At 58.9% G+C, this 6,453-nt stretch carries 6 protein-coding genes; 1 reads left to right on the top strand and 5 read right to left on the bottom strand.

Features of this window, described 5'->3' with window-relative positions; all coding sequences use genetic code 11:
* Window positions 1–81: 81 nt before the first annotated feature.
* The 3 genes from ABIE59_RS15710 to ABIE59_RS15700 all read right to left on the bottom strand — a co-directional run bounded on the left by ABIE59_RS15710 (window position 82) and on the right by ABIE59_RS15700 (window position 1,492).
* Entirely contained in the window at window positions 82–384 is a 303-nt protein-coding gene (locus ABIE59_RS15710) for a PilZ domain-containing protein (protein WP_354448396.1), read from the bottom strand.
* A gap of 5 nt (window positions 385–389) precedes the next feature.
* Window positions 390–1,058, bottom strand: coding sequence for a TIGR04211 family SH3 domain-containing protein (locus ABIE59_RS15705; protein ID WP_354448394.1), 669 nt, complete (start codon window positions 1,056–1,058; stop codon window positions 390–392).
* A gap of 134 nt (window positions 1,059–1,192) precedes the next feature.
* A complete protein-coding gene (locus tag ABIE59_RS15700) occupies window positions 1,193–1,492 on the bottom strand; it encodes a YciI family protein (RefSeq protein WP_354448392.1) in 300 nt (99 codons plus the stop codon).
* 81 nt (window positions 1,493–1,573) lie between these two features.
* On the opposite strand from ABIE59_RS15700, the gene ABIE59_RS15695 reads away from it, so the two are divergent.
* Window positions 1,574–2,446, top strand: coding sequence for a PHP domain-containing protein (locus tag ABIE59_RS15695; RefSeq protein WP_502915376.1), 873 nt, complete (start codon window positions 1,574–1,576; stop codon window positions 2,444–2,446).
* A gap of 3 nt (window positions 2,447–2,449) precedes the next feature.
* Here ABIE59_RS15695 and ABIE59_RS15690 read toward each other — a convergent pair whose 3' ends face one another.
* Entirely contained in the window at window positions 2,450–2,992 is a 543-nt protein-coding gene (locus ABIE59_RS15690) for a YecA/YgfB family protein (RefSeq protein ID WP_354448388.1), read from the bottom strand.
* Window positions 2,993–2,994: 2 nt separating this feature from the next.
* Window positions 2,995–6,048, bottom strand: a complete 3,054-nt coding sequence (gene rne / locus ABIE59_RS15685; protein WP_354448386.1) for a ribonuclease E — start codon at window positions 6,046–6,048, stop codon at window positions 2,995–2,997.
* Window positions 6,049–6,453 lie beyond the last annotated feature (405 nt).

Raw genomic sequence — 6,453 nt, 5'->3', positions numbered from 1 at the left:
GAATTCGGGGTAAGTTAATGGCATGAGCCGTATACGAGGCCCGTATGTACGGTTCTGTGAGAGGGATGAGGCGGTGACGCCTCACCCTACTCGATATTGTGTCACTTCCGTGATGTTGACCCCGACCAGGTAGCCTTCTCCTTCCGGCTCACAGCGGATGACTTCACACACGGTCTCCAACGGAGGAAACTGATCGTCCGCGCCCTCCAGGCGGGTCTTGAGTTCACTACCTACGGCGATCGCACTGTCTACGAACAGTTGCATGCCGGCGGCGCTCAGATCCCTGCAAATACCTGTAACCGTATCGCCCCTGGCGTCGGTAATCTCGATGCGGCTGTTTACCTGCATCCGGTGAAAGTCACGTTTCTCTGAGTAATCTTTCATGGCGTTTAGGCCCAGTTGTCGGTTTTTCTTGTTGGTTTGAGCAGTGGGATGAGCAGTGCCAGCAGCACGCCGCCCAGCACCAGGCCTGCGCCCAGTAGCATGAAGTCGGAGTCCTTGCTGGCTTCGAGCCGTTCATTCTCTGCCGTCAGTATTTCCAGATCGTTGCGAAGTTTCTGATTCTCTTCGCGCAGTTCGCGGTTGCGGCGTTCCAGATTGATGGAATCCGCCGCGATATTCTTGATTCGGTTGAGCTCTTCCTGTAACTCGCCTGCGCGGTTGGAAAGGCTGCTTTCGGCGTTCTGCAGGTTGTCACGTTCTTCGGTAACGGCCGACAACTGCTCACGAACACTGGTGAGCTCGGATCGCGTCTGTTCCAACTGCTGAGTAGCCCGTCGCAACCGGTCAGCGGCAATCGGCTGGTTGCTGAGATACTGACTCGAAACCCAGCCTTCGGTGCCCTTCGGTGTTCGCACTCTGGTGTAACTATCTCCCACCTCAAGCACTTCCAGCGGTGTGCCACTGGGAACAGCATTTTCAATAATCCGGAACTGTGTGCCGGCTCCGGCACGAACAGGCAGGTAGAGCTTGTCGTCAACCCATACGGTGCGGGCCTGGGCGACGGAAACCGAAGCGATGATAAGCAAAAGGCTGAGAAGAAGACGTAGCGATGTCACGGATTACGTTCCCTGATATGGTTCTGTTGACGGTCATTCAAACACGCAATTTTGTCACACAGTGACGGGTATTCAAGCAATCGCGGGTTACAATCCGCTCATGCTGTGGTGCTCTCTGGCGGCGCTGTCCCGACTCAGGGAAGCACAACTTTGTAGGGCTTCACAGTGACGGATTGGTAAACACCTGCCTCAATGTACGGGTCGGCATCTGCCCACGCCTGCGCCTGCTCCAGTGATTCAAACTCGGCAATCACCAGGCTGCCACTGAAACCGGCGTCGCCCGGATCAGGGGAGTCGATGGCAGGGTGAGGGCCAGCCACCAGCAAGCGCCCTTCGGCTTTCAACGCCTCAAGCCTGGCAACGTGAGCAGGGCGGGCAGTCATCCGAAGGGCCAGGCTGTTGGGGACATCTTCGCTGATAATGGCGTAATACATGGATACTCCGGTACAAATCGCGCTTTGGTTAGGGCCGGATAACCAACACTGTTACACTGGTGGCTATCACCCAGTTCAGGAATGTTTGTGACTATACCTCAAGACCCGAACCCGTGCATTGATCTGCATTGCCATAGCACCGCATCGGATGGTGCGTTGACGCCGGAAGACCTGGTTGCCCGTGCGGCAGAGCAGGGGGTCAGTCATCTGGCCCTGACCGATCACGATACTATTGCCGGCCTCGCACCGGCTCGTGCCCGGGGGCAGGAGCTGGGGTTGTCACTGATTAGCGGTGTTGAACTGTCCTGTGTCTGGCGCAGCCATACCATTCATGTGGTCGGACTGGACTTTGATGACGTCGATCCCGTATTCCTGAAAGCATTGGCGCAGCAAAATGACAACCGCTGGCAGCGGGCGCGGCTGATTGCCGATAAGCTGGCCCGGCTTAAGGTTGATAGGCTGTTGGAAAAAGCGACCACCCTGGCCGGTGGTGATGTACCCGGGAGGCCACATTTTGCTCAGGCGCTGGTAGATGCCGAGGTGGTGCCCAAGACCGCCCATGCCTTCAAGCGTTATCTTGGCTCCGGCAAGCCGGGTGATGTAAAGGCCTGCTGGCCTGAGTTGTCTGAGGTGGTGCACTGGATTACCGCCGCCGGTGGTATTGCGGTACTGGCGCACCCCCGCAAGTATCGGCTGACGGCCACCCGTTTGCGTGAACTAACAGCAGATTTTCGCCGGGCAGGAGGCCGGGCCATCGAGGTTTCAGTATCCGGGCAGTCCAGTGGTGATCTGGGTTTTGTAGCCGAGTTGGCAAGGCGGGAGCAGTTGCTGGCGTCTCAGGGCAGTGACTTTCATTTTCCCGGCGCGCCCTGGTGCGAGCTGGGCCGTATAATGAAAATGCCAGAGGGGCTGGAGCCCGTCTGGCATCATTTCAAGCAGCCGGTGAGCGCTTAGGGCTCAATCCGGCGCGTGGAACAGCAGGTAAAGGTCGGTCAGTGAATCCGGAATGGCTTCTGCCATGCGGCCGGCCAACTTCTCATCGTTCCGGACATTCTGGAAGTCTTCGTCTTCGAACAGGCCGGAGAGGGTAAGCATCGGCACCATCAGGTCCGCAACCTCCTCCTCGCTGGCGGCCTCCAGCCAAGCCTCTTCGTTCTCGAGGAAGGTGTCCACAAAGCCGGCGCACCAGTTTTCCAGCGCGTTCATGGGGTCGCCGTCTTCCGGTTCAGGCAGTTCCAGCGGCTGGCCCATGTCCAGGGCGTGGGCCATATCAGAAGCCAACACCTTCACACAGTGAGCGAAGACCTCCGGTACCTTGCCGTTTGGCAGGGTGTCTGCGCCGGTGGCGAGGCGGAAGAGATCTTCCGCCTCCAGGCTGACCGGGCCGATAACGCTGGCACACACCACGCCGTGGAATCCGAAGAAGTCCAGGGCTTCGTCTCCCCAGGGCTCAGCAAACAGGATGTCTTCCAGCGCCTCGATATCCGAATTGGTCAGCATATTCAGTTACTCCCGGCCTTCTTGGCTTCGGCGGCCGCACGCTGGCGCTTACGGACCTCACGTGGGTCATTGTATGCACGGCCCGGAGTGACCGGAACGTCTGGCATTTCGTCCTGTGCGGGGGCGTTCTGCGCATCGTCGGCTTTTTCTTTTGCCTTGGTCTCTGCGACAGTCTTGGCCTCAGCTTCCGGTTTTGTCTTGTCAGCCTCGGCATCGGCCTTGGCTTCGGAGCTTTCTGGCTGAGTTTTTGGCGCTTCTGCCGCTTCGGCAGGCTTGCTCTCGGACTTCGGCGTTGCTTCCGGCTTGTCCGTCGGCTCAGTCGCTTTTACTTCGCTGTCGGTCTTGGTAGCCGGCGCTTCAGCGTTGTCGCTATCTGCAGCCTTGTCTGCGGCTTTCGGTTTACGCTGACGGTTTGCCGGGCGAGTCTTGCGGGGTTCCCTGGGCTCTTTGTCCTTCTCAGAGGTACCGGAGTCAGGCGCGTCAGCCGGCTTCTCGATGTCCGCCCTGGCGTCGGTCGTTTCGCTCGCCTTCTGGCTGTCAGTCGGGTTGCCTTGCTCTGCCGGCTGGGCAGGTTGCTCGGCTTTCTCGTCCGGAACCTTGTCGGCTTTTTCTTCCGAAACCTTGTCGGCTTTCGCCTGTTCCTGCTTGTCAGCCTTGGGTGCCTCCACCGTGGCTTTGTCTTCGGCGGCAGCGCTCTTCGGTGCTTCAACCTTCCTGGGCTGTTCAACCGGTTGCTGGGCTGGCTGTTGCTTCGCCTCTTCGTTACCGGTCTCTATACCTTTCTCGGGCTGAGTGTCCTTCTGGTGCCTTTCGCTCCGTTCTGCCTTGCGAGCGGCCGGTGTGCTGGCCGGAGACTCGGCAGGTGAGCCGTCGCGATTACGCTGGCGGCGCGGCTTACGACGCTTGTCGTCGCCACCTTGCTTGTTCTCGGCCTGGGCTTTTGGGCCGTCCTGCGGCTCGCGGTTGTCTTTCTGGTCTTTTGCGTCGCGCTGAGGACGATTGCGGTTCTGGTTGCGACCCTGTGAGTCCTTACGGTTATCCCGACGGTTCTCACCGCCCTTGTTGTCGGTACCACGGTTATCGCTACCCTTGTCCTGCTGCCCTGAGCGATTCTGGGCCGCACGGGGCTGGTCTTCGTTGCGGTTGCCGCGATTACGGTTGCGGTTGTCATCGGCGCGGTTTGGCTGGCCACCCTGTCGGCGGTCGTTGCCGGTGCGATTGCCACCCTGGCGCTGGTTGTCACGGGCTACCCGTGATTTACGACGGTCCTGGCGGCCCTGATTGCGACGGTCTCCGGCGCGGTCACGGTTGCCGGCGGCTTGTTTGGTGTCGGTTTGCTCCTGCTCGCCGCGGAAGAAACAGGCGATTTTCTTGCCGAGCTTGCGGAACAGGCCTTCCTCGGGCTCCGCTGGTTCAGCGGCGGCCTGGGGGGCTGTTGGGGCAGGGGCTGTGGGGCGGATGGCCTTCACGGCAGCCTGCTCACGAACCGGCTTTTCGGTGGTCGTTACTTCGGCGCTTTCTTCTTCCCGCTCGTTGTATTCCTGGGCAACCTGATGGCTGGCAATGTGCTCAGGGGTTGCTTCATCCTGACGCAGGCGGATGATCTCGAAGTGCGGTGTTTCCATATTTGGCACCGGGGCAACCACCACGGAAACGCCCTGGCGTGCCTCGATGTCGGCCAACTGCTTGCGTTTTTCGTTCAGCAGGAAGGTAGCCACGGACACCGGCACGATGGCGCGGACTTCGGCGGTCTTTTCCTTGGACGATTCTTCGTAGATCAGTCGCATGATGCTCAGGGCCAGGGATTCAATACCTCGGATGGTGCCCTGGCCTTCACAGCGAGGGCACACTTCGCTGCGTGTTTCACCCAAAGATGGGCGCAGGCGTTGACGGGACATTTCCAGCAGGCCGAAACGGGAAATCTTGCCGACCTGAACGCGGGCCCGGTCGATTTCCAGGGCTTCACGCATTTTCTGCTCGACTTCGCGCTGGTGCTTGGCCGGGGTCATGTCGATGAAATCGATAACGATCAACCCGCCCATGTCTCGCAGGCGCAGCTGGCGGGCGATTTCTTCTGCCGCTTCCAGGTTGGTCTGCAGGGCAGTCTCCTCAATGTCGTGGCCTTTGGTGGCGCGGGAGGAGTTGATATCAATGGAGACCAGTGCTTCGGTGGGGTCGATCACAATGGAGCCGCCAGAGGGCAGCTTCACTTCCCGCTGGAACGCGGTTTCGATCTGGCCTTCGATCTGATACCGGCTGAACAGGGGGATCTCATCCTTGTAAAGCTTGATCTTGTTCTCGAAGGTAGGCATTACGGCGCGTACAAAACTGAGTACGTCTTCGTAAACGCCGTCAGCGTCGATCAGGACTTCGCCGATGTCCTGGCGGAGGTAGTCACGAACCGCCCGGATGATAACGTTGCTTTCCTGGTGAATCAGGAAGGGCGCCTTGCGCTCCCCAGCGGCCTGGGTGATGGCTTCCCAGAACTGCACCAGGTAATCAAGATCCCACTGGAGCTCTTCGGTGGTGCGGCCAATACCGGCAGTACGCACGATGATTCCCATGGACTTGGGAACCTGTACGCCGTTCATGGCGTCTTTCAGTTGCGCCCGGTCATCGCCTTCAATGCGACGGGAAATGCCACCGGCGCGGGGGTTGTTGGGCATCAGCACCAGGTAGCGACCGGCCAGAGAGATAAAGGTGGTCAGGGCTGCGCCCTTGTTGCCACGCTCTTCTTTATCAACCTGCACGATGACTTCCTGTCCTTCAGACAGAACATCCTTGATGTTGATTTTGCCTTCGATCTGGCCGGGAGACTTCTTGAAGTACTCTTTGGAGATTTCTTTCAGCGGGAGGAAGCCGTGGCGCTCTGCGCCAAAGTCGACGAACGCCGCTTCAAGGCTGGGTTCTACGCGGGTGATACGACCTTTGTAAATGTTGGCTTTTTTCTGTTCACGGGTGCTGGATTCGATATCCAGGTCAAAAAGCCGTTGGCCGTCTACCAGAGCTACGCGCAACTCTTCAGGGTGAGTTGCATTGATCAGCATTCTTTTCATGGAAAGAAAGGGTTCCTGTCGTTTGTTAGTGACAGAAAACCGGGAGCGTTCGCATCAGCGAAGCGGGATGTGCGTGCCGCGGGCCCGTTACAGCAGGGCGGCCGGCGGCCAGACGGATCAAACCCTTATGGGTTGCGATCCTGTAAGTCTGAGACCACCGCCGACAATCCGCCTGCCTGACAGCAGGGAGAGGTCGAATAGGGTGAGTGTCTGTTGACGCATAATATCCGTTTTCAGGTTCACGCAAACTCCTGGGTCTCACGTCGTATTGGTTTGCTGGACGGCCCGGGTTTGCATGGTAGTGATTCTTCGCGATGTCGCCCGACGGTTTTCCGGTCGGTTTTTCCTCTCCCGGGCAGGTCGCAGCCTCTCTGGGTCTGCCCTGTGGTCCGGGAGTTTGTTTCA

It is taken from the genome of Marinobacter sp. MBR-99 (assembly GCF_040547575.1).
Taxonomy (GTDB): domain Bacteria; phylum Pseudomonadota; class Gammaproteobacteria; order Pseudomonadales; family Oleiphilaceae; genus Marinobacter.
This window is presented reverse-complemented; position numbering and strand designations above follow the sequence as displayed.